The sequence below is a fragment of the Neglectibacter timonensis genome (genome assembly GCF_900048895.1).
Classification (GTDB): domain Bacteria; phylum Bacillota; class Clostridia; order Oscillospirales; family Acutalibacteraceae; genus Acutalibacter; species Acutalibacter timonensis.
On record NZ_LT160635.1, the window covers coordinates 55,638 to 80,956 of the forward strand.

Genomic DNA, 25,319 nt, shown 5'->3' on the forward strand with positions numbered 1-25,319 from the left:
TTGCAATCTCTGACGGGAAAAGGGAGCGCGGCAGTCTTTTCTTCTGCCGCACTCCCTTTTCCCGATCAACTGGATCAACCCTTTTTTCGACAGGCAGCGGCGCCCTATGGTGCAGCGCGCCGGACTCCTCTTATAGAAAAGACTTTGCGTCAGGGGGATTGCCGCCGCCGTTTCCGCATCTCCTCTTTCTCAATAGGACACCTTGACGGGAAGTCCGGTTTCCATGGATTCGTTGCAGGCCATGGCGAAGGCTACGCTTTTGTACGCGTCCGCATAGGGAGATCGTATCCTGGAGGGGTCTCCCGTAAGCACTGCGTCAAGAAAGGTTCTGTCGCATGCAAGGCCGAAATCCTCCCGGCTTTCCACAGTGACGCCCACCTCGTTGTCGCTTTTGCGCTGGGTGCCGTCCCCCGCGATGATACCCGAAGATTCTGCGGGCCGGTCCGCCTCGGTGGTTCCATACAGGGTGGCTTTGGCGCACAGATAGTAATCCATACGGGCGCTCCGGGAACCGAACGTCATCTTGGAGTCCCAGGAGGCGCCGCTCAAAGAGTAGCAGCCCGTCATCATCGTGCAGGTAATGCCGTTTTGAAACGTGATCAGCGTGGTGGAGAGGTCATCCGTAAAATACCCAGGGTTCTCCTCCTGCGTGATATAGCCCCGGCTGGGAACAGAGTATACGGTATCCGGCTCTGTTTTCAGAAGATAACGCAGCATATCCAGCTGATGGATGGTCTGCTCCACCAGCTGCCCGCCCGAGGCGGCCTTGTTATTCCACCAAGGGGCCTCCGGGATGCCTCCCACCCGGGAAGCCGCCACATGCAGGACCGGGTGGCTGTCAATAAACTCCATGGCGGTTTCGTTGATGGTATCGTAACGGCACTGGAAGCCGGAGGCGGCGATCAAGCCCTTTTCCTCCACCTGCCGCACCAGTTCCCTGGCAAGTTTCATGTCCAAGGCCAGAGGCTTCTCCACAAAGAAGGGGATTCCCCTGCGGATGGTCTCAAATTCAATGCGTCCGTGACAGGTGGGCGGAACGCAGAGGAATACCAGGTCTGGCCGCACTTCGTCATACATCTGTATAAAATCTGAATAGGCCTTGCCGCTCCCGGCTTTTTTGACAAAGCTCTGGGCACGATCCAAAAGCAGGTCGCAGAAGCCCGCCAGTTCAACGTCATGAAACTTTAGAAAATGTTCCAGATGGTAAGAACCGATTCCTCCGCAGCCAATTAAAGCCAGTTTTTTCATTATTTTCACTGCTCCTTTTCGTTTTCTTCCAAGATCCTGACCATGGCCTTCGCCACGGCGCTGTAAAATTTTTCATAGGGAATTTCCGGGACGGCGGAATCTTCCCTGAACACCTCAGCGGTCAAATACCCGTCGAATCCCGTCCGGCGCAAGGCGGGGAGGACCGCCTTCCAATTTACATCGCCCAGGAGCAGGTCCACGAAAGCGCCGCCCTGGTTCAGGCCGCCCCGGCGCTTGAAGTCTTTGATATGGACATTATGAATACGTTCTCCCAGAACCTCAATCCAAAATTCCGGCCAGGAAAACGCGACCACGTTGCCCACGTCGAAGTAGGCGCCGACAAAGGGGCAATCCAGCCTGTCGATGAATTCCGCCATCTGAAAGGGCGAGGTAAAAAATCCGTTCCAGACATTTTCCACCCCCGTATAAACCCCGGATTTCAGGATTTCCTCCCGCAGGGAAAGCAGGGTTTCCAAGGATCTCCGGCCGTCTTCAACAAGGGAAATTTTAGGGCTGCCTCCGCCCGGCACCACCAGGATGCCCCCGCTTTCAAGGGCCTGCGCGCATTCTAACTGTTTTTTAAGAAGCGTTTTGGTGAACGCCCGCTCCACGGAGTCGGGCGACCCCATTTTCCCGCCGTACAGGGAGGAGGAAATACTCACCACGGGCAACTCGTACCGTTTGGAAAGCGCCCGGAGCTGCCTTAGCTCCTCTCCGGTGGTAGAAAGGGTCAGGGAATGGGCGGAATGGTTTTCGGCGTCCACATTCAGTTCGACGCCGTCGAAACCTGCCTCATGAAGCTGACGGAACATCTCTTCAAACCCGGTTTCAGGGTCCACAGCCCAGGCATTGATCGATTTTTTCATGGAAATGCGTCTCCTTTCCAGTTGCCGCGGGAGGCACGGTTGATTCAGAGGCCGTCTGGAAACGAACCTATTTGCCTCTCAAAAACACCCTCGCCTCTTGTTTCTTCTGTGATTTCAGTATAGACTGGGACCAGGGGAAAGCATATACAGAAAACGCCTTATTCTATGGATAAATCGCCTGTTATAAAACGGAAAGGAGTGACGGCGGATGCCTACGGAGCAATCCTACTATCTCTCCCTGGAGGTGGAGGGGAACAACGTGTGCCGTACGGACCGCAGGCTGGTGATTAACTGTACCGGCGTCTGCGTCCTGCCACGGCCCTTTGAAACCCGCCTGCTGGCGGGCCGGGAGGATTACTATCTGCAATATCTGGTAAAAGGGGAGATGCGGGTATGGCTGGACGGGGAGGAACGGCTGATGCAGCCGGGGCAGGCGGTGCTCTACTACCCCCATACCGGTTACCGCTACGCCATGAAGGGCAGGGAAGAGGTGCAATACTATTGGGTTCATTTCACAGGTACAGACGCGGACTCGCTCATTGCCGGCTGCCGTCTGCCCACCTGCACGCTTCTGCAGGTGGGCGGCGGGGCGTCCGTCGCCTCCGGCTTTGAGGAACTCTTTCATGATTTTATCCTTCGCGACCACTGCTTTGATCTGTCGGCGTCCTCCAAACTTATCTCCATATGCGTGGAAATCAGCCGCTGCCTGGATCCGGTGCAGGGCGGCCGTTCCGGCGCCGGAGGCCGCATCCGCCGCGCCCTCATCTATATCCACCAGAATTATGAGAAGGAGATCAGCGTCCCGTTTTTGGCGGAATTGGCGCATCTGAGCCCGAGCCGCTTTCGCGCCCTGTTCCGGGAGGCAACCGGCCTTTCTCCTCTGGACTACCTGTTGGTTTTACGTCTGAACCATGCCCGCCAGCTGATGCTTCAAACAGGGAGTTCCATCGGAGAGGTTGCCAGGGCGGTGGGCTACGAGGATCAGCTCTATTTCAGCCGTATTTTTAAAAAACGTACCGGACTTTCCCCCTCTGCCTACCGCCGCGGCGCACAGAGGTGAGGCGTTTCGGAAGCGGACGGGTACGCCGTGGGGAATAGGAGAAGGGGCTGATGCAAAACGCTGCGTTTTGCATCAGCCCCTTCTAAAATGGGAGTAATCTCTTGTTTACGGCAGCTTGGGCTTCCAGCGAAACCAGAGGGAGAGGATAAAGGTGCTGCCATCCTCCGGGCCCGAAAGCATGCTGTTTGGAATCAACTCTGCAGACAGTACGGCCTCCATTCCCTTGTGGCCGGTATCCGCCCAGCTGTCCACGCACCGGCTGACCGAAGGGCCCTCCTTGAGCTCTTCCAGCCTTTCCAGGGACTGAAAGTGTTCGTTGCCGTCCTGAACCGCCAAAGGCTCGGGATCTCCGTATTCCGCCTTTATTCCCGCATAGGCCGCGTTGGCCAGTTCGTACTCCTGCGGCCCGGGTTCCGGGGAACTATGGAGGAATTTGACAGAGACCAGGAGCGGGGCGTCTGTTGTCTCGCCGGTTTCCGGATCGGTACTGTCGAAAAAGAGCTGTGTGGAAAATTTTTGCCCGCAGAATTGCTCGTTGCTGTCCAGAACAGCGCAGATATCCGTGCTGTCCGGGGAGAGGTCCCCTTCGGCGAGCTTCAGTCCCGTCAAAACCTCTTCCCGGGTTTTCCCCAGAAAGGCAAGATATTTTTCTGCCGCCGTACGAAAGCCGGCTTTTGGTTCTCCGCAGGCCGAAAAACAGGCGCAGAGAATCAGAATGGCCGGAAGAAGGAGGGAAACGCCCCGCTTAATGTTCATCCCATGCACTCCTCTCATCTCAAGGAGCGGCCGCCGCAGGCAGCCGCCCTAAGGGTATGCTCCGGATTACTCAGGCAGGCACTGGCGAAATCCGGTGAACAGCCTGCGAACGGCTTTTGAGGCAGGAACGCCCTAAAGCTGTCCGCAGAACCTGCACGTACGGAAGGCGCAGTTGATGCAGCGGTTTCCCCGGACAGCGTCCTCAGTACAATTCCATGATAGGCCTTTTCTACAGACCTGTCAAGGAGAAACCGGAGCAGGGCGGGCCCCGTTGAAAACAGTCCGGGGAAAGGCCTGCGGAAGAAACGGAAAGGAGGCGCTGCAAAGCTCAGCCTTTGCAACGCCTTCCGGGGAATCTACAAATTTTTCAAGACGGGGGTCTTTTCCAGCGCGCCCTTCGGGCAGGGCAGGCTCCGCTCGCGTCGTGTATCAGCCCTTCAGTTCCACCCTTCTGATCTTGCCGCTGATGGTCTTGGGCAGATCGTCGCGGAATTCCACAAGGCGGGGGTATTTATAGGGGGCGGTGTGTTTTTTGACATAGGTCTGAATCTCTTTTTTCAGCGCGTCGGTGCCTTCCGTGCCCTTGGTAAGCACAATGAAGGCTTTCACCACCTGGCCGCGTACGGGGTCGGGGGCGCTGGTGACGGCGCATTCCAGCACATAGGGCAGTTCCATGATGACGCTTTCGATCTCAAACGGCCCGATGCGGTAGCCGGAGGATTTAATCACATCGTCGGTGCGGCCTACATACCAGAAGTAGCCGTCCTCATCCCGCCATGCGGTGTCTCCGGTGTGGTATACATTGTCGCACCAAGCTTCCTTTGTCCTGTCTTCGTCCCTGTAGTAGCCCATAAACAGGCCGCAGGGGGTCTTCCTGTCCGTGCGCACCACGATTTCTCCGGTTTCGCCCACCGGGGCGCTGGAACCGTCGGGCAGGATGATGTCCACGTCGTACAGGGGGCTGGGCACGCCCATGGAGCCGGTCTTGGGCACGCTGCCCACAGGGTTGTAAACGGTGAGGGTGGTTTCGGTCTGGCCGAAGCCCTCCATCAGGGAAAGGCCCGTGGCCCGCTTCCACTGCTCATAAACTTCGGGGTTCAGCGCCTCGCCTGCGGTGGTGGAGTATTCAATAGAGGAGAGGTCGTATTTCGACAGATCCTCTTTGATGAAGAAACGATACATGGTGGGCGGCGCGCAGAAAGTGGTGATGTGGTATTTTGCAAACATGGGCAGGATGTCGTTAGCGTCGAACTTGTCAAAATCGTAGGTAAAGATGGCGGCCTCGTTCATCCACTGGCCGTAATATTTTCCCCACAGGGCCTTGCCCCAGCCCGTGTCGGAAATGGTGAAGTGCAGGCCGTCCGGATTTACGTTATGCCAGTATTTGGCGGTGATATAGTGGCCCAGGGCATATTTGTAGTTGTGCTCTGCAATTTTCGGATAACCCGTGGTGCCGGAGGTGAAGAACATCAGCATGGGATCGGAGCCGCAGGGTGCGTCCGGCTTCCTCCCGTAGGTGTCGGGGAAGCTTTCCACCTCTTTGTCAAAGTCATGCCAGCCCAGGCGGTTTTCCCCTACCATGATCTTCACGTCCACGGTATCGCTGTTTTGGGCCGCCCGGTCCGCCTCGTCGGCCACCTGGCCGTCCGAAGTGCAGATGACCGCTTTGACGCCGGCCGCCTTGTAACGGTAGTCAAAGTCGTGCTCCATCAACAGGTTGGTGGCGGGGATGATCACCGCGCCCATCTTGTGCAGGGCTGTGATGACGAACCAGAATTGATAATGGCGCTTGAGCACCACCAGCACCCGGTCCCCCCGGCGGATGCCCAGGGATTCCAAATAATTGGCGGTTTTCGACGACCATCTGCTGATATCGCCGAAGGTGAAGCGGCGCTCTGTCTTATCCCGGGACACATGGAGCATGGCAAGCTTTTCCGGGCATTTTTCCGCCAGCTTATCCACGATGTCAAAAGCAAAGTTAAATTTTTCCTCATTTTTGAAGGTCATGCCGTTTAAAATCCCGTTTTCGTCCAGGGTGGTCTCCACAAAGGGGGTGGACACGGTTTCCCGGTCCTGCCGGGCAATCTTTGCGTCGATGAGCTTCTGGAAGCGGTCCTGCTCGGGGACGAATTCCTCCGCGCCCTTCAGGACGATAGCGTAGATCTGGCAGTCCGCGCCGCCTGTGGCGATCATGCCGTGGGGAGCGGCGGAGTTGTAGTAAATGGAATCCCCCTCATGCAGCAGCTCCACATGGGAGCCAACCTGCATTTTCATGGAACCCTTCACCACAATGTCGAACTCCTGGCCCGCATGGGTGGAGAGCTTGATAGCCACGTTTTGCTCTGCCTCAGAATAGGGCATGGTGACGAAAAAAGGCTCTGCTGTCTTGTTTTTGAACAGGGGGGCCATGTTCAGATATTTGAATCCGTGGCGCCGGGTGATGGGCAGGCCGTCGTCCTTGCGCACGATGGTGTAGGTGGAAAGGGTGGGGCTGACGCCCTTGATCAGGTCGGTGGGGTCGATGCCGAAGCGCTGCGCGCATTTGTAGATAAAGGTAAAGCTGAAATCCGCTTCGCCCGCCTCGCATTTCTGATATTCCTCTTTGGTGACGCCGGTGCATTTTGCCATTTCATCCTCAGAAAGGCCCGTGATTTCCCGCATGGTGCGGATGCGTTCCGCGACCTCTGCTAGCTGGGTCTTCAAATCTGTTTTCTCCATGGTAAGTTTCCCCTTTCTTTGGCTTATTATGAATGAGAAGCCGTTTAAATTGAATGACGCGCTGGCAGCTTTGTCCGGCGGCGTTGGCTTTTCGTTTTATCCGCGGATTCTACAGGACCAGGCCAAATAAAAAACCGTCTCAAAAGATGATATGCTCATCTCTTGAGACGGAATAAACTCCGCGGTACCACTCAAATTGCGCTTTCGCGCCACCTTGTCGGGCTCCAGCAAGCCCTATGCACTAACGCAGCATACGCAGGAAAGGCTTACTGCCCGGGAGCTCCGGGATTCGGCTTTCCGGCTCGGAAGGGATGGGCATAAGCCCCCAGAAGGGAAGGGCTTCAGGAATTCTCCGCATTGGCTCGCAGCAGCCGCCAACTCTCTGAAACGGATAAAATTCAGGCCGTCTTCGTCATCGCCTTTTCTTTTATACAGTTGTAAAAGATTGTAATTGATAGTACACCAACTTTCGCAGGTTGTCAAGAGCAATCCTGCAAAAAATTTTCATCTTCAAGGCGTTTCGGAAACGAGAACGTCAGAGAAAACCGGAATGGCGCGGCGATTCCTAATTTTATAGGGAAAGTGCCGCAGGCCCGGCGGATTCCGGCAGCAGGCTGCTGAAATAGTTCCGGAGCTTCTGTTCCTCGCCAGCCAAAAAGCTGCCCCAGGCGGCGGAAAAAATTTCCGGTCCGTCCTGCAGGCATTGCTCCAGATGGTAAGCCCTCTCAGAATATTCGTCATGGAGGCAGCGGCCCTTTAAGCGCAGCAGGGTAAAGGGATATCCCCAGAGGAGCAGTTCCCGGATTCTGCCGTAGCATTCCCGGATGGAGGCGAGAGGGCACTGCTCTTCTACAAAGGTGAGGCAGATGTCAAAACAGAGATATTCCTGCTTTTCCTCCCTCAGCCGTTTGAAACTTTCCAGCAGCCACAGGCGCTGTTCCGGAGAGACAGCCTCCAGCGTGTAGCGGGATACCTGGGGGATGGTCAGCGTCAGCAGCTGCAGGCTTTCCAGATAGAGCCGCAGGCCCACCTGGATTTCCGGCCTGGAATAATCGGTTTCCCGGGGCTCCATATAGACCAGCGTTCCCTTTCCCTGCTGGGGCAGTACAACGCCCAGCTGTTCCAGAATATCCAGGGAACGCCGCACCGTATTGCGGGAAACCCCGTATCGTTCCATCATCTTGGGGAGGGAGGGCAGATAGCTCCCCACAGGATATTGGCCTGAGAGAATGCCGGAGATCATCCGGGAAGCCAGGGAGTACCGCAGCTGGGGACGCAGCCGGCTGACGGTCCATCGGAAAGGCACCGGCTCTTCCTGATCCGGAGGGCATTCCGCTTTGACCTCCCGGAGAAAGGCAAACAGCGCCTCGGACGCCTTCCTGCAGGAGGTTTCAAAACGCCCGTTCAGGAGGGCTGCGATGTCTTCCCGGGAGCTTATGCCAGGCTCCAGACGAAAGGGCACCTCCCCTTTCGCCCCTTCCAGGTAGGGGAACTGAAGATAGCGGATGGCCTCCCAGTAAAGATTCAGCGCCAGCCGGTTTTTGAGAGAGCGGATGGCCAGCAGATGGAATTCCACCGGCAGGGCCGCCGGACTGTGAGCGGGGTCCTCCAGACCGTGCCGGAGCTGCGCCCAGTCCTCCTCCTCCCAGCAGTCCAGCCCCGCCCTCCAGAGAGGCTCCAGAAGAAGCTTCGCGGACAGCGCCAGATCCCGAATCCCCTCCTCGCGGGGAACAAAGTATCTGGCGGCGTTTTTCCGGAAACTGCCCTTGGGAACCCGGCAGGCTACCTTTGCCGTCTTTCTGGCGTCGACCTTCAGATAGCCCTTCTTCTCCAGTTCGCTGAAGGCACAGCGAACCGTGGCGGGCGCCAAATGAAACATGGCGCAAATTTTGGGAATAGAGGGCAGGCTGTCCCCACAGGAATAGAGTCCGTACAGAATACCGGCTTCATAATATTCGGAAACGAGCTTATAAAGACCTGCATCGAAATCCATCATTTTCACCCTGTTCTATCATATCACAAGTTCCAAAAAGTTTCCTCCAAGATTTTCTAAATACCACAGGGAAGAGTTCGCAGCCGCCTGCTTTTTAAGAAGCTGATTCCGGTTAAACTCACGAAACTGAAACAGACGGCAAAGGTTTCACCGTCACAAACAGCTGCCGGAAGTATAGCCCAAGCCGGGAGCTTGGGCTATACCCGGGCCGGAGCAGGGCGCCGGAAGATAAAACAAGGAAACCTGCCGGCAGGCAGGCTTCCTCGGAGGGATCGGCGGCATTCAGCCGGACCCGTCAGAACGTTGTGGTATCCGGGTCGGAGGAATAGCCCACGCAGCCCTTCAGGTCTGCAATCAGCTGCACGTCGGAGGAATCCAGCTCGAAGTCAAACACCTGGGTGTTCTCCCGGATCCTGGAAGGCGTAACGGACTTCGGCAGGGGAAGGTATCCGCGCTGCAGGCTCCAGCGGATACAGATCTGCGCGATGGACTTCTGGTACTTTTCGGCGAGCGCCTTCATTTCCGGCACCTCGAAAATCTTCCCCACACCCAGAGGGCTGTAGGCCTCCAGCAGGATATTGTGAGTGCGGCAGTATTCCACAACCTCATCCTGGGTATCTCCCGGGCACAGGCGGATTTGGTTGACCATGGGGGCGATTTCCGCCGTCCTGCTCAACTCCTCCATGTGGCGGGGCCGGAAATTGCTGATGCCGATTGCGCGGATCCGCTTGCTCCGGTACAGCTCTTCGAAGGCCTTCCAGGTGCCTGCGTTGGCCTCCTGCCAGTGGTCGCGGAAGGCGATGGGGTTGGGCCAGTGGATCAGGAACAGGTCCAGGTAATCCGTCCCCAGTTTCTCCAGGGTCGTCTCAAAGGCGGCAAGGGTTTTCTCGTAGCCATGCTCGCTGTTCGTCAGCTTTGAGGTGAGGAACAGCTCCTTCCGGTCAATGCCGCTCTGCTTTACGGCAATGCCCACGCTCTCCTCGTTTCCGTAGCCCTGAGCCGTATCGATATGGCGGTAGCCCGCTTCAAGGGCGCTGAGGACCGAGGAGACGGCCACTTCCCCGTTGGGCGTCTGCCAGGTTCCGAACCCGATGCAGGGGATTTTTACGCCGTTTGCCAGGGTATAGCAGTCTGTCAATGCTTTCATCATTTTAAATACCTCCCGTGTTTTGAGCCGGCATCTGCCGGCCCTACCGCTGTTTTCTCAATCATATACCTTAACGTCGGGGAGAAGTCAATAGGAAAAGGGGCCGCGGGAAAAATAAATTCTGGAAAAGCCGTCCTGTCGGAAACCCCCAGGGATGGGAAATGCCCTCCCGGGATCCCGGGAGGGCATAAAACAGGCAGCTCAGTACCGCCGGTTATTTTTCCGAAAGTTGTACCTGGTTTTCCAGAAACCCGCCTGCTGCTTTGCGTTGCGCAGGAGATCACCGCCGAAGAACAGCACGATGTTCAGCAGGGCGAACAGGATGGCAAGCTTTGAAGGCCAGCCACCCGCGAAGAATGCAAAGATAAAATACAGGGCGTCCAACAGGGCCAGCCATTTGATTTTGATGGGCAGGAAGAAGAACACCAGCACCTGATTGTCGGGATAGATGGCGGCAAAGGCCAGAAAGAGGGACATGTTGAGAAATCCGTTCGCAGCGTAGCCTGTGATCAGCCCGGAGCAGACGGCGCCCAGCACGCCCACCAGGTAAAAGATGTTGAAGCGGAAGCTGCCCCAGGCACTTTCCAGCCCGTTGCCGATCAGGCAGTAAAAATAGAGGCTGAACAAAATCCAGATGGGGGAGCTGTTTGGGGGGAGAAAGAGAAAGGTGACCAGCCGCCAGACCTCTCCCCGGAGGATGAGAGACCGGTCGAAATAGAGCGCGGCGGAGACCTGGCCGCCCAGGACCAGATCCGTTACATAGACGGCAAGCATGACGCCTGTGATAAAATACATCAGATGAGGGATGGAATGCCTGCCGAATTTGCGTTCGAGAGAGTCAATCCAGTTCATAGAGGGAATTCCTTTCTGCCTGTAAGCTTTGTTACAGCATACCAGCCTTTTGAGAGGCTGTCAAATCGCCTCGGCTTTTCAGAAAGGTTGCAGGAAAGGCCTTGCAGAGAAAGCCCCGTCCGCCTCCCCTCGGGCGAAGGGAAGGAAGACGGGGCCGTCGTGTCCCGGGCGTCCGGCAGAACCTGCAGGCGGGTGCGCCCCCGCTGCACCCTCAGCAGGGCGGAGTTACACCGGCCGGAACCCGAAGTAGCTGAGCAGGCCGTAGTAAATGCCCCGGGCAAAGCCCGGCTGGTCGTCCCGCAGCTTCCGGGCGTCTTCGGTATTGGAGAGATACCCCAGCTCCACCAGTACGGCAGGCATGGCGGTGCGGCGCAGGACGTAAAGGGATGGGTTCAGGCGTACGCCGTTATCCCTGGTGCCTGCCTGCGCCACAAGGGAATTCAGGATGTGCTGGGCCAGCCAGTAGGCTTGGGTGTAAGTCTGGTAAACGTAGACCTCGCTGCCGTTGATGGCGGGGTTTGTATTGGAATTGCAGTGGATGCTGACAAAATAGTCGGCGGGCCAGGAGTTGGCCATGCTGACCCGCTGCTGCAGGCTGCCGGCATTGCTGGTACCCAGGCTTTCCGTGGGCGTGGTGCGCGAGGTGCGGGCGGTAAACCGGGGATCGTCGTTGAGCAGCTCCGCCAGGTAGATCCCCACATTGTAGGTGACGTCCTGCTCCCGCAGGCCGTTGCCCTCCGCCCCCGCGTTGGGGCCGCTGGGATTGTGGCCCTGGTCGATAAAAATGCGGATTGGCAAGAAAAAGCCCTCCTTTCTTACTTTCTTTTACTCTATCCTATTCCGGAGAAACGCCGGAAGTGCGGAAAAGGCCTGGAAAGCAAAGGGGGACTGGCTGTGACGTCTTCCGCGCTTTTCCGCCATGTAGGCATGTCCTGTCAGCAGGAACATGCTTACATGATCTGCGCGCCGGAGACATAGGCGGACAGCATGACGCCCAGAAAAACGGCTTCCCCGGCCAGAAGCAGCCGCCGCAGGGTGGGACGGTTCTCTGTGAGGGCCGCCAAAAAAAGGAAGAAGACGAAGCCGCAGGAGAGATACCTGCCGCCGCTGATCAGCCAGGAAAGGGAATAGTTGGCGATCAGATAGCAGAAGCCGTAGGCCAGCAGGCTTGCCGGAAGCTTTCTGTTCCGGATGCCCGCGGCCAGCAGAAGGAAAAAGGCGGGAAGGAGAAGCAGCTCCGGCAGCCAGATGGCCCAGCCCAGGGTATTTCCAAAGTTTTTTACGAGGTAATTCCAGAGCGTGACCACCACCTTGGAAATCCACATGGGCCCCTGGTACCAGTGCTTTTGATGAGTCACAAAGGCAAAGGCGTCCCCGTCCACGATGAAATTCAGCAGCAGATAGGAAAGCGTCCCCAGCAGAGGGCAGAGCAGCAGCGGGATTTTGCGGGCAAGCGCCTTCCAGGCCGCCCGGAGGGACTGCCCTGCCGGGGGCCGCAGGGGCTGTACGGTTTTCAGCAGCTCCACAGCCGCCGGGACCAGGACCAGAAAGCCCGTCATCCGGGTCATGGCGGACAGGCAGCCCCACACCGCGTAAGCGGCCCATTTGTGCCGGAGCGCGCAGTAACAGGCGGCTGAGGTGGTCAGCAGGAACAGCCCCTCCGTCATCACGGTACCGAAGAAAAAGGAGTAGGGGAAAAGGGAGAGGAACAGCACCGCGTCCTCCGCTGTCTTTTTTCCGCTGCATTCGACGCCTGTTTTGTAAACCCAGCAGCAGCCCCAGGCATAACAAAGCGTGGAGAGCAGCGCGCCGGCCAGGGCGGTATTTGGGAGCACCCAGGAAAGCAGCCTGACCAGCCAGACGTAGCAGGGAAAGAATACGAGAAAGAGGTGTTGTCCGTCTTCCTGATAGCCGGAATAGCCCTGGCCGGCCAGATTGATATAGTGCCGCACATCCCAGAGTTCCAGCCGCTGGAAGCATTCCTGAAAAGAAATGGATTCCCTGGCCTGCAGCATGACGCAGGCTACTGCGGCAAAGAGCACCAGAAGCCGTATGGCAAGGGCGGTCAGGAAAATTCTCCGTTGTTCCGGACAGCGTTCCTCTTCCGTCCTCTGGGGTTCGCCCCACAGGGAGGGGAATCGTCGAAAGAGATTTGGGGAAGCCCCCCAGGCCGCGGCGCAGCGGAGGAGAAGGGCGGCCAAACAGAGCAGCATAGGCAGGGTGAGCAGCAGGTGGGACAGCACGGCGCTTTCTCCTTTCCGGGGGTTTATGCAGATCCGTCATCCTTTAGACGAACTGCCCGGGGAGTTCCTTACGGGGCTTCCGGCAAAAAAGGCCCGCAGATTATCTCTGCGGGCCAGAGCGGATTTTTCTGCCGCTTTTGGGGCTCATTCTTTTGTCCTGAGACCCGAACGCAGAAGGAATTCCCGCTTTGCAGCGGGGAACTTTCTGGCGGGATAGAATTTGGAGACAGAGGAACGGCTGAGCGCGGCGAATTGGAAACCCCGGAACAGTCCCAGATCGATCCCCAGAAAGTAGACGCCGTTGGCAAAGGCCAAAACCCTGCTGTCGGGGAAAATGGAGATGCCGTCGATTTCCACGCCGTTTTCGTAGAGCGTCAGAAATTCACAGACAGCGTCGTAGGCCTTGCGCAGCTTTTTGAGCATGGCCTTCTGGGCGGCGGTTTCCGTGCCGTCCGCCCGTCCGGCATAGGCGCCGTCCGGAAAGACGACGGCAAGCACCTCGCCGTCCAGGTGGAACTCAAAGGATTTGTCCTCCCGGCAGTATTTTGCGGTGCAGCCCAGCCTGGCGGCCTGGCGGGCAAGTTCAAAGGGCACTCTGCTCATGGCGATCCCTCCCAAAATAAGCTCTTGTTCCAGAGTATGCCGGGATTGGAATTTTGCCCCGAAAAAGAAAGAGCTGGGCCCGGCGTATAGAAAAAACTTCCAGCGCACAGACTAGAAAAGCATGGAGTAAACCCGGCGCGGTTTGTGCATCGGTCCCCAGGGAGGAACGGGTGCGCGCACGGCGGGCGCTCAACAAAAAACGAAAAGAGGAGGGGTTCTGATGCGGATTGTCACGGATTCGGCGGCAGATTTTGAACCGGAAGAGCTTGTCCGGCTGGGTGTGGAGAGCGTCTCTCTGGGCGTATCCTTCGGAGAAACCTTTTACCGGGAGAATGAGACGCTGACGAAAGCGCAGTTCTATACCCAGCTGCAGGAGCACAGAGAATTTCCCCAGACCTCGCAGCCCTCCCCTCAGGAATTCCGGCGGGTCTTCGGCCAGGCCCAGGAAATGGGGGAGGAGACCCTGGGGGTGTTTTTGTCCTCAGGCCTCAGCGGTACCTTCCAGGGCGCGGAACTGGCAAAAAGCGACCTGGAATACCAGGGCTGCTGTCTGGTGGACAGTCTCACCGCTTCTGCAGGGCAGCGGATTCTGGTGGAGCATGCGGCCGCCCTGCGGGAGTGCGGGAAGAGCGCAGTCGAAATCGCCGCCGCGTTGGAACAGCTGAAAGGGAGAGTGGTCCTCTATGCCTGCCTGGACACCCTGAAATATCTCCAGAAGGGCGGGCGCATTTCCACGGCGGCAGCTGTGATTGGGGCGGTGGCCGGCGTCAAGCCCATCCTCACCGTCACAAGAGAGGGAAAGCCGGAGATTGTTTCCAAGGCCCTGGGGATGCGGAGGGCCGTCGCCTATCTGCGGAAACAGCTGAGAGAAAAGAGGCCGGACGGCAGCTTCCCGGTGTACTTGATGTACACCCATGTCAGGGAAAACGCCCTGCTCCTGCAGCGGGCGGTGGAAGAGGAGGGAATCCTCGTGCCGGACGGCGCCCTTCTGGATGTGGGCGCCGTCATCGGCAGCCATATCGGCCCCAACGCCTGCGGGCTTGTCTATGTCAGGGAATAAAGGGAGCGCCGTCCTCCGGCAAAAACCGCCTTTCGGGCCAAAACCTTGATGCGCAGCGTCTTGTCTGGTATACTAAGCAGAGTATAAGCGGGAGATGATACCGATGGCACAGAAAACAGAATTACCGGATATCGCAAAGCTGAACCATTTTACAGAGGGGAACCTGTATACGGGCAGCAAGACCAAGGACTGGGAAAAGGGGACGGTGATCCGCTACAAGGTGTGGCCGGACAGGGAAAATGAAAAGCTGATTGCCAGCTGCTGGGCCCAGGACGTCTGCTATGAAAAGGCCCAGGATAAGGAGGAGCGGGAATTCCCCCTGACGGCGGAGGGCGTGGACGCCGTCAGGAACTGGCTGATGGAGCGTTATCTGCAGCTGTAGGCAGGGCGTTTTTGGAGAGACGCCCCGGCGCTTGAGCGAAAGGACGCAAAAGGACAAAAAGACACCCCTGGGGCAGGAAAGAAATGAACCCAACCAGTAAAAACGGACAGTGACAAAACACCCCCTGAAGTAGGAAAACAGACTACATCAGGGGGTGATTTCCAGGCTGGAGGCCGGACGGATGTGGGAGGGAAAGCGCGCTGACGGAGATCAGCCTGCAAAACGCTGCAGCATGGCGGCGGCTTCGGCGCGGGTGGCGCGGCCCTGGGGGTCCAGGCGGGAACCCTTTCCGGTGAGAATCCCCCGGTTTACGGCCCATTGAACGGCATCCTGCGCCCAGGGACTGACGGCTTCTCCATCAGAAAAGGCGGAGAGGCTGCCCTGAACCGGACCCTGTAGATTTGCGTAGCGGTACAGCATCGCTGCCAGCTGTTCCCGGGTGATGGGAGAGGACGGCTCGAACCTGCCGCCTCCCACGCCGGTGACGATGTTCCGCCGGGCCGCCCAGGCCACGGCTTTGGCATAATAGGCGTCCGGGGATACGTCGGTAAAGCCGGAAGCGGCGCTGGAGGCGGGTTTTCCTGCCAGGCGGTAGAGCACCTCTGCCAGCATTCCCCGCTCCAGCAAGGTGTCCGGAGAGAATGTTGCGGCCGACACACCGCCGAAAAGACCCCGTTCATAGGCCCAGCGGATGGATTCCCGGCCCCAATGGCCGTCGATATCCGTAAACGGCGTGCCGGGATAGGGCTGGGGCCCGGGGGAGGGCTCCGGAGAGGGTTCTGGCTTGGGCTGGGGATTGGAGCCCGTGTAGAAAATCTGCACCCAGTAATAGGTTCTGCCGGACTGGAACAGGCCGATCCCCACCTGTTCAAACTCCCCGTTTAAGATGTTGGCCCGGTGTCCGGGAGAATTCATCCAGTCGCTCATGGTTTGGGCCACCGTGTCGGCATAGCCGGAATTGTAGGCGATGTTCTCCCCTGCCCTGCGGTAGGAAAGGCCCAGGTCGTCCAGCGCGGTAAAGGGGCCGCGTCCGTCCGGGCGGGTATGGGAAAAGAGCCGCGGCAGCTCTTCCGCCCTCACATCGGCGGCCTGCTCCAGCAGGCTGTTGTCTGCTGTCACAGGGGTAAGCCCCGCGTTTTTTCGTTCTTTATTGATCAGCTCCACCATGCGGGCGGCCTTCTGGCGAAGGTCCGCGTCCTTGGCGGAGACGGGCAAGGCCGGCAGGACGCCCAGCAGAAGTGTCAGCGTCAGCAGCCAAGCGGCAAATTTCTTTTTCATGGAAATCTATCCTTTCCATCATGAGGATGCTATTATCATACAGGCTGTACCCGGCTTTTTCAACCCGCAGAATTTGGATGCGAAACAGGGATCTTGACAAAAGGCCGTTTTTCGTTATAGTATATATAATATAGATTTTATATTTCTGAATGAGAAAGGATTTTTGAGTTACCATGGACGACGCCGACGGCGGCTCAGACGGGGACGGCAAAGCCAATTGTTTTGACAGCAGAGTGATAGAATACAGGCATAGCTTGTGGAATCCGGATTCCACAGGTTATGCTTTTTTGTGTTTTGCAGTCCAGCTCCGGAAACGGTGTTAAAGAGGAACCGGAGAACTGTGGAAAAAATTTATTCTGCTGAAGAAAAAAGGAGTGCATGAATTTGAGTTCCATCCCTGCCCAGCTTTTGCTGCAGGCTGTTTTAATTTTGATCAACGCGTTTTTTGCCGCTACGGAGATCGCCGTAATCTCTCTGAGTTCCGCGAAGCTCAAGCGGCTGGAGGAGGAGGGCGACAAGACCGCCCCGAAGCTTTTGAAGCTGGTGGAGGAGCCCTCCGGCTTCCTTTCCACCATTCAGGTGGGCATCACTTTGGCCGGCTATTTGGGCAGCGCCTTTGCAGCGGAAAACTTTTCCGGCTATTTTGTCTCCTGGGTTTACGACGGCTTAGGATTTCACGCCCTCCCGGAAGGCGTGCTGAACGCCCTGGCCATTGTGGTCATCACCATCATCCTTGCCTATTTCACCCTGATTTTCGGCGAGCTGGTTCCGAAACGCATCGCCATGCAGAAATCCTTTGAAGTGGCGAAATTTGCCTGCCGTGTGGTATCGGGCATCTCTTTTGTCATGCGCCCGGTGATCTGGTTCCTGTCGAAATCCACCAATGGGGTTCTGCGGGTGCTTCGGCTCAAAACGGAAGCGGAAGAGGAAGCGGTCACGGAGGACGAAATCCGCATGATGGTGGACCTGGGCGGACAGCGGGGCGCCATCGACGAAGACGAGCAGGAGTGGATTCAGAACGTGTTTGAATTCGGGGACATGACGGTGCGGGAAGCCATGACGCCCCGTGGCGACGTGGAGGCCTTTTCTGCGGACGCTTCCCGGGAGGAGGTTCTGGAGACCATCCGGCGGACCGGCCTCTCCCGGTTCCCGGTGTATGAGGGAACCGTAGACACCATTGCAGGCGTGCTCAATACGCGGGATTTTCTGCTGAGTGTGGGCAGCGGGGAGGAGAAGACCGTGCGGGAACTGATGCGTCCGGCCTATTTCGTGCCGGAGTCCATCCATGCGGACCATCTGTTCCGGGAGATGCAGCAGAAAAAGGTGCATATGGCCGTGGTGGTGGACGAATACGGCGGTACCGGCGGCATCATCACCATGGAGGACCTGCTGGAAGAAATTGTGGGGAACATCTACGATGAGTTCGACCCGGCGGAATCCCCGGAAATCGAACAGCTGGGGGAAAACCTGTGGAGGGTGTCCGGCGGCGCTTCCATCGGAGACCTTTCCGAGGCGCTGGGGGTGAAGCTGCCGGAGAGTGAAAGTTACGACACGGTTGGCGGCCTGATCTTCACCCAGCTGGACTTTATCCCCAGGGACGGCTCTCAGCTGGACCTGGAGCTCTGCGGCCTTTCCCTGCATGTGGAGGAGGTTCGGGAGCACCGCATCGAACGGATTCTGATAAAAAAGCAGGAAAAGCCGGAAATCTCTGAAATTTGACAAATCCTGCGGCTTGTGTTACGATACTCCTGCCAGAAAAAGGTTCCGTCCGGAGCCTGAAAAAGTGAATCAGAACCAGGGGAGCCGGTTGTCCGGCTGAGAGGAAGCAATGGAACTTCGACCCTTTTAACCTGATGTGGGTAATGCCAACGTAGGAAGACGAAAAGCTTTAAAAAGCTCTTTTTGCGCAGGCATGCGCAGAAAGAGCTTTTTTGATGCGCCGGGACGGAAGAGGAAAAGGAGCGTTTTATATGCCGGAAAAAAAGAAAAAATACGTGGAATATGGGTGCTGCTGCGGATCCTCCTGCGGCAGGGTCGGCGGGCCTGAGGGTATTACAGGCTGCCGGTTCAGCCTGTCCCCCATGAGCGACGCCTATGTGGACATTATCCTGGAGGCGGTGCGGCAGGCAGACGTGTCGAAGGTGTACTCCCTCACCGACGAGCTCTCCACCGTGTACCGCGGCAGGCGGCAGCATGTGCTGGACGCGCTGAAGGCGTGCTTTACCGGCGCTTACCGGGAAGGGGTGCACATGGTGCTGGAAGCCACCCTGTCCAAGGGCTGCCCCGGCGATACAGAAGGGGAGAGCTATCTGGCGGCGGATGATGTCCTGCAGAACGAGCCCAGGATCCGGGACGTGCACTTCCCGGTAACCTCGAAAATTTCCCTGTACCCCATGGGGATGGAGGACTATATGCCCCACATTGCGGCGGTGGTCAACCGTGCGGTGGATCTGGGGATCTATGACCGCTCCGCCCATTATGTGACGGTGCTCAAGGGCGACGTGCAGGATCTGTTCTCCTATTTCGACTGGGTGCTCTGCTACTGCGCGGAGCATTTGGGGCACGCGGTATTCCAGGTCACCCTGAGCGTCAACAGCCCCAGCGAATGAGACGGGAGTCCGGATATTTTGAAAAAAGGCCGCTGCTGCGGCAGAAGAGAGGATGTCAGCCATGAAACTCAAACATATTCTGTTCATTGCCATTACCGCCGTGCTGTTCGGCGTGTTTTATCTGGGAACCACCTATGCGGGCACGTTCCTCACCGGGGTGCTCACGCCCATGGGCCTGGGTATCCTGGGGTACGAGCCCTTTTACGGCATCTGGTTTATGGCGGCGGTTTTCATCACCTATGTGATTCAGAAGCCCGGCGTAGGCCTGATCGCCGAAATGCTGGCATCCTTCCTGGAGGTGCTGATGGGAAACATGTTCGGCCCCATCATCTTCCTCAGCGGGCTGATTCAGGGCCTGGGGTCCGAGGTGGCGTTCGCCGCGTTCCGCTATAAAAAGTTCGGCTATCCCCAGACCATGCTGGCGGCTGTGGGCTGCACGGTGTTCAGCTATATCTGGACGGGGATCCGCCAGGGCTACCACACCTTTGCCCCCGGAATCCTCATTGCCATCTTCGCGATCCGGCTGCTCAGCTCCCTGCTGTTCTGCGGCGTGTTGTGCAAGCTGCTGGGGGATGGCCTGGCGAAGGCGGGCGTGCTCCGGGGCTTCGCGCTGGGCGACAGGCAGAAGCTGACGGTAGAAGACTGACATGGCGGCGTATCTGGAGCTTTGCAACGTGAGCTTCCGCTATTTGGAGGAAGCGCAGGCCGACGTGCTGCAGCATGTGAATTTCGCCCTGGAAGAGGGAAAGGTCACTGTGCTTTTGGGGGCCAGCGGCTGCGGGAAGAGCACCCTGGCCCTGTTGGCGGCGGGGATTTTTCCGGAAAACGGCGGGGTGATGGAGTCGGGGGAAATCCGGCTGCTGGGGCGGCCTCTCGCGGAGTACGCCATCCCCCAGCGCACGAAGGCCCTGACCGTGCTGTTTCAGAATCCGGACCTGCAGTTCTGTATGGACACCCTGCGCAAGGAGCTGTTTTTCTGCCTGGAAAACCTCTCGGTTAGTCCGGAGGAAATGGAGGCGCGGGTGGAAAAGTTCGCCCGGCTGTACGGGGTGGAGGAACTGCTGGACAGAAAGCTCTCCACCCTGTCCGGGGGAGAGAAGCAGAAGGCGGCCCTCTGCTGTCTTCTGCTTTTGGAGCCCCGGGGGATGATTCTGGACGAGCCCTTTGCCAATTTGGACCCGGAGTCCGCCGCGGGGCTGCTGGAGCTTCTTCGGCGGTACCGGCGGGAGCAGGGGGCTACTGTGGCGGTCATCGACCACAAATTGGACCGCTGGCTGGATTTTGCCGATGAGATTATGGTGCTGGGCAGCGGAGGAAAAACGCTTGCCCGGGGAATCCATCCGGAAAGTCTGGGGGAATACCGGCGGCTGTTTCAGGAGGAAGGGCTGTTTTTCCCCGGGGAGCCCCAGGCTTTCGAGGCCCGGGAGCAGTCCGGCGAGGTTGTGTTGGAGCTTCGGGATGCTGCCTATGGCTACCCGGGCCGGACGCTTGCCCGGGGGCTTTCAGCTTCTTTCCGCAGAGGAAGCGTCTCCGCCATTTTGGGGCCCTCCGGCTCCGGGAAGACCAGCCTGTTTTCCGTGATTCTGGGGCAGCTGCCCTACAGCGGCTCGGTGCGGGTGGCGGGCATGGAGGTCAAAAAGGCCGGAAAGAAAAAGCTGTACCGGGAGGTTTCGGCGGTGTTCCAGAATCCGGGAAACCAGTTTATTGCGCTGAATGTGCTGGACGAGGTGTTCAAAAGTCTGGAGCTCTGGAATCCACGGGAAAACGGGGAGGCGCTCCGGAGCAGGGCGCTGGAAATTCTGGACCGGTACGGTCTGAAAAAATACCGGCGCTATTCGCCCTACATGCTCAGCCAGGGCCAGCAGAGGCGGCTGGCGGTGCTCTCCGTGCTGGCTGGCGGCCAAAGGCTGCTGCTGCTGGACGAGCCCACCTACGGGCAGGACTGCAGGAGCACCAGGGCCATGATGGAACAGCTGAGGCAGCTGTGCGCGGAGGGCCTCACCGTGGTTTTCTCCACCCATGACAGGGAGACCGCCTGTCAATACAGCGACGCGGTCTATGAATTGCAGGAGGGAGGGCTGAGGCCGTGGAACGGATCAATCCGGCGGTAAAGACGGCGGCGTTTTTGCTGCTGGGCCTGGTGCTCTCCTTTAACGGCAGCATCGTGGCAAACCTTTTGCTGATCGTGCTGGGGCTGCTGTTCCTGTTCCTTGCGCCGGGCAGCAAAAAAAGGGCGCTTTCCATCGGCGGCGGGGCGCTTCTGGCGGCGCTGAGCCTGTTTTTTACCTCCCTCTGGTTCGGCAGGGAGGGCGGCGGAAGCCAGAGCGTCAATTTTGCCATGGCCGCCGTGTCCTCCGGCTCCCTGCGCAGCGGCGTGCTGCTGGGCACGCGCATTCTGGCCTTTGCCGCCATAGGGCTGCTGTTTGCCTTCACCACTTCCAGCGACCTTCTGGTGGCCTCCTACATCCAGCAGTTCCGTCTGCCGCCCAGGTATGCCTACGGCATTTTGGCAGCCTACCATTTTTCAGGGAGCCTCGCCCGGGAATTCCGGAAAGTGCGGCTGGCCTTCCGGGTGCGGGGAGTGAGGGTGGGGCCGCTCTCCCTGAAGCCGCTGTTCGTCATGCTGGTGAACGCGCTGCACTGGTCCGGGGACATTGCAGCGGCCATGGAATCCAAAGGATTTGACGGCAGCCGGAACCGGACCTACCGGCTCCGCCCCCGGGTGGAGCCGCGGGACTGGGTGTTTGCCGCCGGGGTGCTGGCGGTCATGGGCGCCATGCTGGGCTGCAATCTTCTGCCCGGCGTTTTGTAACCGGCGCGTGAGGTGCGCCCGGCAAAAAAGCAGGCGTCTATTTCAAACTTCTTACAGTTTTCTTTTTCCGTTGTAATCCCGGTGAAAAGCACCTATAATAGAAGAAAGTGAAATTCTGCCGCAGGGAGGCTTTCTTTATGTTAAAAGGGATTCGAAACAGTATTATCTTGACTTCGCTGCTGTACATTGTTCTGGGCGTCGTGCTCATCGTGTTCCCCGAGGTGTCGCTGGGGCTCGCCTGTATCCTCATCGGCGCGGTGACGCTGATCTACGGCGTGGTGCGCATTGTCGCCTTTGTGCGGGACGGCGGCGAGGCGTCCGGCCGGTTTGACCTTTTCGTGGGTGTGCTGCTGGCCGCTCTGGGCATCTTCCTGCTGGTCTGCCCGCAGGTGATCGTATCGCTGATCCCCATCGCCCTGGGCATCTATATCATCGTGGACAGTGTTTCCGCCGTGAAGAAAGCGCTGGATCTGAAGGCGCTGGGCTTTGAGCACTGGTGGGTCTCCTTTCTCGTGGCGCTGGCCCTGCTGATCCTGGGCGCGGTGATGGTGGTGCGGCCTTTGGCGGCGGCCAGCGTTCCGGTGGTCTTCATCGGCATTGTGTTCCTGTTTGACGGGGTTTCCACTCTGGCGAACACTGTGGTGGCCGACCGGGTCTTCCGGAACTGAGCGCACCGCAGGAGGGGGCCTCTCCCCAAATGCGGACGGGGCACAGCGTGCCCGTGAAAATGGGATCACAAGAGAGAAAAATTAAAAAATAGTTTCCTGAAAACACAGCGCGCAAAACCGGCGCCTTTTCAGAGCGGTTTTGACAGGCGCCCTATTTACTGGACGATTCAGTAGAGAGGGCGCCTGTCCTTTCAGCTCAAAAAGGACGCCGGTTTCTTTTTTAAGGGTTTTCCCGGCAGGCGGCGTTTCTGCCTTTCCGTTTCTTTATATCAAGCCAAGCAGATGGACGGCCGCTCCGGCCAGAGGGACCTTTTGGGTAAAGCTGTGGTCCCTGGCGGCAATTTCGCAGTAGCCCTCCCGCAGGTTCCGGGGGCTGACCACCACCCGGAAGGGCACGCCCAAAAGATCGGCGTCGGAGAACTGGACGCCGGCGCTCACCGGGCGGTCGTCGTACAGCGTCTCCACGCCTGCGGCCTGAAGCTCCCCGTAGAGACGGTCCGCGGCCTCCTTCACATCCGGGTTTTCGGCGCGCACTGCGCAGAGGTGCGCTTGCCAGGGAGCGATGGAGAGGGGCCAGACGGGTCCGAATTCATCGTGGCGCGCCTCGCACACCGAGGCGGCAAGCCGTCCGATCCCAATGCCGTAACAGCCCATCAGGGGGAAATGGAAATTGCCTTCCCGGTCCAGGTACCGCATGCCCATGGCTTCGGTATACTTGGCGCCCAGCTGGAAGATGTTTCCCACCTCGATTCCCCGGGAGATGGAAATGGATCGCCTGCCGCAGCGGGGGCAGATTCCTTCGTCCTGCAGTTTTGCAAAATCCTCATAGCGCAGCTCCCCCAGCTCCCGCCGGAGGTCCAGGCCCGTATAATGGAATCCCTCCCGGTTGGCTCCGCAGCAGAGGTTGTTGGCGTTCTCAAGGGAGCGGTCGAAGAGCAGGGTAAGCCCGTCCGGCAGCCCGCAGGGCCCCAGAAAACCGGGGTGCAGCCCGCTTTCCTCCGTGAGGGAGGCCGGGCGGATCCCGCAGCCCAGAAAATTCGTCACTTTGGTCTCGTTCACTTCCAGGTCGCCCCGCAGGAACAGCAGTACCAGGCCGCCGTCCGTCTCCTTTTCATAGGCCACTGCCTTACAGGCCTTCTCCCGGGGCAGATGCAGGAGCTGGCAGACCTCCTCAATGGTGTGGGCGCCGGGGGTGCCCGTCAGGGTCAGCGGCTGTGACTGTTCGTCCCGGCGGTTTTCCACGATGCACTCCGCCGCCTCCAGGTTGGCCCGGTAGCCGCATTCCCCGCATAGGGCGATGGAATCCTCCCCCACGGGGGTCAGCAGCATAAATTCATGGGAAAGGCTGCCTCCCATCATGCCGGAGTCGGAGGCTACGGAGATCACTTCGGGAATGCCTGCCCGGGCGAAAATGCGTTCATAGGCTTGCAGGCAGCGCTGGTAGAACGCCTCCAAGTCCTCCTGGGAGGTGTGAAAGGAGTAGGCGTCCTTCATGGAAAATTCCCGCACCCGGATCAGCCCGCCCCGGGGACGCGCCTCGTCCCGGAATTTTTCCTGAATCTGATAGAGGAAAAAGGGGTATTTGGCATAGCTTTGCCCGTACTCCCGCACCAGCTGTACCGCAGCCTCCTCATGGGTCATGCCCAGCACCAGGGGCGCGCCGTTCCGGTCGGAAAACCGCAGCAGCTCGCTGCCGATGGTATCGTACCGGCCGGACTCCTGCCACAAAGCGGCCGGAAGGGCAACGGGGAACTGTACCTCCTGGCCATCCAGGGCGTCCATCTCCTCCCGGATAATCTGTTCAATTTTCCGAGTGATCCGCCGCAGGGGCGGGTATTGGGAATAGATGCCGGAGGCCACGTATTTCATATAGCCGCCCCGAAGCATCAGGACATGGCTGTCGATGACGCAGTCCGCCGGCCGCTCCTTAAAACGGTCTCCAATCAGCTGCTTTATTTTCATAGTTCTTCTATTCCTTTCTCCCTGCCGGTTGTTTTGTACAGGCGCATGGCCTTGCCGGAAGAGGGGTGCGCAGGGGAAAAAGAAAACGCCCTAAACCGGTTTCAAACGGTTTAGGGCGAACAGGGTTCTGTCCGTGGTACCACCTAAATTCGGAAAATCCGCACTGAGGACCTTCCGCACTTTTCCGCACAGGGCTTTTGCCCGATACGGCTTCCCCTGTGACGGGAGGAACCCGGTGAGGCTTACAGGAAAAAATCGTTCGGCCCACAGCTCGAAGAGGGGTTCTGCGTCCTTCCAGCAAAGGCTTGCACCTGCCGCCTTCTCTCTGAGCGTTCCGGAACGCTTACTGTTTCTTCTCATCGCTTTTTTCATTTAATTTGCCCCATTAAACCACAGCGGATGGAAAAAGTCAAGGGGGAATTCCAGGCGGGGGCTGTCCTTTTTTGTCACATTCCCCCGAATTCAGGGAAAAACGGGGTAGAATTGACCGGAAACACCGGCAGGAACAGCGGCGTGATGCTTTTATCAAGCCGTCTGCCGGATTCTGTGACTGTAGGAGGGAGTTTGGTGACAAATTCGACCGGCACGGCAGGCGGGCTCTTGGACAGGGTGGCAAAACACCGCACCAGAATCGGATATGGTTATTTGGAAACCGCAGTCGAACTGGTGATCCGCAAAGGCGTCTTTCCTGCCAAAGGCCTGATGAAGCTTTACGGGGAAATTGCCGAGCGGGAGAAAAAGTCGGCGCGCACGGTGTCCCGGGATATCGCCCGGGCTGTGGAAGATCTTTGGGAATGCGGGGACGTAAAGCTATTGCAAAAGCTTTTGGACAGGCAGATGATTTCCGGAACCTCGCCCGGAGAAACCATTTTTCTGCTGGCAAACTATCTGTCCGGCGGGAAAATCCGGCTGAAATGAGAGAAACGGCCGGATTTTCCTCTTCAAGGGATACCTGGGCCAGTCAGACGGTTTCTTATCATCCGGCGGTTATACTCTCTTTGGGCCGCCCTTTGGCAAAGCGCCGCCCCCATTGCCGGCTGGCAATGGGGGCGGCTTGTTTCA

General features: G+C 58.2%; 22 protein-coding genes, 1 riboswitch and 1 other annotated feature. Of the genes, 10 read left to right on the plus strand and 12 right to left on the minus strand.

The features are described 5' to 3' along the window. Window positions 1-189: 189 nt before the first annotated feature. Window positions 190-1,248, minus strand: coding sequence for a Gfo/Idh/MocA family protein (locus BN3911_RS00940; RefSeq protein WP_066860090.1), 1,059 nt, complete (start codon window positions 1,246-1,248; stop codon window positions 190-192). Between the two features lie 5 nt (window positions 1,249-1,253). After that, on the minus strand, window positions 1,254-2,114 hold the full coding sequence (locus BN3911_RS00945) for a sugar phosphate isomerase/epimerase family protein (RefSeq protein ID WP_066860093.1): 861 nt from the start codon (window positions 2,112-2,114) through the stop codon (window positions 1,254-1,256). 208 nt (window positions 2,115-2,322) lie between these two features. Between BN3911_RS00945 and BN3911_RS00950 the strand changes: the two genes are divergently transcribed. Beyond that, window positions 2,323-3,174: an AraC family transcriptional regulator gene (locus BN3911_RS00950; protein WP_066860096.1), complete on the plus strand. Its 852-nt coding sequence runs from the start codon at window positions 2,323-2,325 to the stop codon at window positions 3,172-3,174. 105 nt (window positions 3,175-3,279) lie between these two features. Here the strand turns inward: BN3911_RS00950 and BN3911_RS00955 are convergent, their stop codons facing one another. From BN3911_RS00955 to BN3911_RS00995, 8 genes are all read right to left on the minus strand, one after another. After that, window positions 3,280-3,930 carry a hypothetical protein gene (locus tag BN3911_RS00955; RefSeq protein WP_066860099.1) on the minus strand — a complete coding sequence of 217 codons (651 nt, stop codon included), beginning with the start codon at window positions 3,928-3,930 and terminating at the stop codon, window positions 3,280-3,282. 429 nt (window positions 3,931-4,359) lie between these two features. Further along, window positions 4,360-6,648: an AMP-binding protein gene (locus BN3911_RS00965; RefSeq protein ID WP_074039095.1), complete on the minus strand. Its 2,289-nt coding sequence runs from the start codon at window positions 6,646-6,648 to the stop codon at window positions 4,360-4,362. 571 nt (window positions 6,649-7,219) lie between these two features. Continuing rightward, complete coding sequence (locus BN3911_RS00970; protein ID WP_082941994.1) at window positions 7,220-8,644, minus strand: GntR family transcriptional regulator; 1,425 nt, start codon at window positions 8,642-8,644, stop codon at window positions 7,220-7,222. Between the two features lie 292 nt (window positions 8,645-8,936). After that, window positions 8,937-9,788, minus strand: coding sequence for an aldo/keto reductase (locus BN3911_RS00975; protein ID WP_066860525.1), 852 nt, complete (start codon window positions 9,786-9,788; stop codon window positions 8,937-8,939). 201 nt (window positions 9,789-9,989) lie between these two features. Continuing rightward, window positions 9,990-10,640 carry a rhomboid family intramembrane serine protease gene (locus BN3911_RS00980; protein ID WP_066860103.1) on the minus strand — a complete coding sequence of 217 codons (651 nt, stop codon included), beginning with the start codon at window positions 10,638-10,640 and terminating at the stop codon, window positions 9,990-9,992. Between the two features lie 225 nt (window positions 10,641-10,865). Then, window positions 10,866-11,438: an N-acetylmuramoyl-L-alanine amidase family protein gene (locus BN3911_RS00985; RefSeq protein ID WP_066860105.1), complete on the minus strand. Its 573-nt coding sequence runs from the start codon at window positions 11,436-11,438 to the stop codon at window positions 10,866-10,868. Window positions 11,439-11,590: 152 nt separating this feature from the next. Next, window positions 11,591-12,883 carry a glycosyltransferase family protein gene (locus BN3911_RS00990; RefSeq protein ID WP_066860107.1) on the minus strand — a complete coding sequence of 431 codons (1,293 nt, stop codon included), beginning with the start codon at window positions 12,881-12,883 and terminating at the stop codon, window positions 11,591-11,593. Between the two features lie 144 nt (window positions 12,884-13,027). Beyond that, complete coding sequence (locus BN3911_RS00995; protein WP_066860109.1) at window positions 13,028-13,486, minus strand: hypothetical protein; 459 nt, start codon at window positions 13,484-13,486, stop codon at window positions 13,028-13,030. A 220-nt stretch (window positions 13,487-13,706) separates the two neighbouring features. Between BN3911_RS00995 and BN3911_RS01000 the strand changes: the two genes are divergently transcribed. Continuing rightward, complete coding sequence (locus BN3911_RS01000) at window positions 13,707-14,546, plus strand: DegV family protein (protein WP_082941995.1); 840 nt, start codon at window positions 13,707-13,709, stop codon at window positions 14,544-14,546. A 103-nt stretch (window positions 14,547-14,649) separates the two neighbouring features. After that, a complete protein-coding gene (locus BN3911_RS01005) occupies window positions 14,650-14,928 on the plus strand; it encodes a hypothetical protein (protein WP_066860111.1) in 279 nt (92 codons plus the stop codon). Between the two features lie 210 nt (window positions 14,929-15,138). On the opposite strand, the gene BN3911_RS01010 is transcribed toward BN3911_RS01005, so the two are convergent. Beyond that, entirely contained in the window at window positions 15,139-16,206 is a 1,068-nt protein-coding gene (locus BN3911_RS01010) for a CAP and S-layer homology domain-containing protein (protein WP_066860113.1), read from the minus strand. Between the two features lie 378 nt (window positions 16,207-16,584). Between BN3911_RS01010 and BN3911_RS01015 the strand changes: the two genes are divergently transcribed. The 6 genes from BN3911_RS01015 to BN3911_RS01040 all read left to right on the plus strand — a co-directional run bounded on the left by BN3911_RS01015 (window position 16,585) and on the right by BN3911_RS01040 (window position 22,295). Continuing rightward, a complete protein-coding gene (locus BN3911_RS01015) occupies window positions 16,585-17,925 on the plus strand; it encodes a hemolysin family protein (RefSeq protein WP_082941996.1) in 1,341 nt (446 codons plus the stop codon). A gap of 67 nt (window positions 17,926-17,992) precedes the next feature. Then, window positions 17,993-18,100, plus strand: a riboswitch (TPP riboswitch). Window positions 18,101-18,176: 76 nt separating this feature from the next. Further along, window positions 18,177-18,815 carry a YkoF family thiamine/hydroxymethylpyrimidine-binding protein gene (locus BN3911_RS01020; protein WP_082942010.1) on the plus strand — a complete coding sequence of 213 codons (639 nt, stop codon included), beginning with the start codon at window positions 18,177-18,179 and terminating at the stop codon, window positions 18,813-18,815. 61 nt (window positions 18,816-18,876) lie between these two features. Next, window positions 18,877-19,461, plus strand: coding sequence for an ECF transporter S component (locus tag BN3911_RS01025; RefSeq protein ID WP_207644489.1), 585 nt, complete (start codon window positions 18,877-18,879; stop codon window positions 19,459-19,461). Window position 19,462: 1 nt separating this feature from the next. After that, window positions 19,463-20,926, plus strand: a complete 1,464-nt coding sequence (locus BN3911_RS01030; protein ID WP_066860119.1) for an ABC transporter ATP-binding protein — start codon at window positions 19,463-19,465, stop codon at window positions 20,924-20,926. Continuing rightward, the gene (locus BN3911_RS01035) at window positions 20,902-21,627 is read left to right on the plus strand and encodes an energy-coupling factor transporter transmembrane component T family protein (RefSeq protein ID WP_187127657.1); all 726 of its coding nucleotides are present in this window, start codon (window positions 20,902-20,904) and stop codon (window positions 21,625-21,627) included. The genes BN3911_RS01030 and BN3911_RS01035 overlap by 25 nt, the downstream gene beginning before the upstream one ends. Window positions 21,628-21,764: 137 nt before the next feature. After that, the gene (locus BN3911_RS01040; protein ID WP_066860122.1) at window positions 21,765-22,295 is read left to right on the plus strand and encodes an HdeD family acid-resistance protein; all 531 of its coding nucleotides are present in this window, start codon (window positions 21,765-21,767) and stop codon (window positions 22,293-22,295) included. Between the two features lie 264 nt (window positions 22,296-22,559). On the opposite strand, the gene BN3911_RS01045 is transcribed toward BN3911_RS01040, so the two are convergent. Further along, window positions 22,560-24,257, minus strand: a complete 1,698-nt coding sequence (locus BN3911_RS01045; protein WP_066860124.1) for a proline--tRNA ligase — start codon at window positions 24,255-24,257, stop codon at window positions 22,560-22,562. Between the two features lie 108 nt (window positions 24,258-24,365). Beyond that, window positions 24,366-24,626 (minus strand) — a binding site (T-box leader). A 198-nt stretch (window positions 24,627-24,824) separates the two neighbouring features. Here BN3911_RS01045 and BN3911_RS01055 point away from each other — a divergent pair. After that, window positions 24,825-25,175: a sporulation initiation factor Spo0A C-terminal domain-containing protein gene (locus tag BN3911_RS01055; RefSeq protein WP_187127658.1), complete on the plus strand. Its 351-nt coding sequence runs from the start codon at window positions 24,825-24,827 to the stop codon at window positions 25,173-25,175. Window positions 25,176-25,319: the final 144 nt, after the last annotated feature.